The organism is Fructilactobacillus sp. X3R5C2 (assembly GCF_059901175.1).
On sequence record NZ_JBWXVC010000027.1, the window covers coordinates 1 to 274 of the forward strand.

The following is a 274-nucleotide window of genomic DNA, read 5'->3' on the forward strand; positions in this document are numbered from 1 at the left end:
GCGCTAAGCATCAAGTCTTCCGGCTTATTGCTGGCCGCATACGGGAACCAGCCGTTCGTTCCTTGCGTAAAGTCACCATTTTTGATGAGATTGACATGTACAGGTTGCCCACCCTCGTCTGCGCCGGGGTTGACCTCGAACAGCATTACATTTTGAATGGATACCACATGTTCGGCTGCCGGCTCCAGTGAATTACCCAGGCCGAAGTTTAATAAACCCGCCTCATCCGCAGTATCTCCCATCGTAAAGGTATAGGCATATGGCTGTTTCGTTG

Annotated in this window: 1 protein-coding gene; it reads right to left on the bottom strand. The window is 51.1% G+C overall.

Features of this window, described 5'->3' with window-relative positions:
* The coding region (locus AC6UD4_RS07300; protein ID WP_500709648.1) for a hypothetical protein at window positions 1-274 on the bottom strand (274 nt) is incomplete at both ends.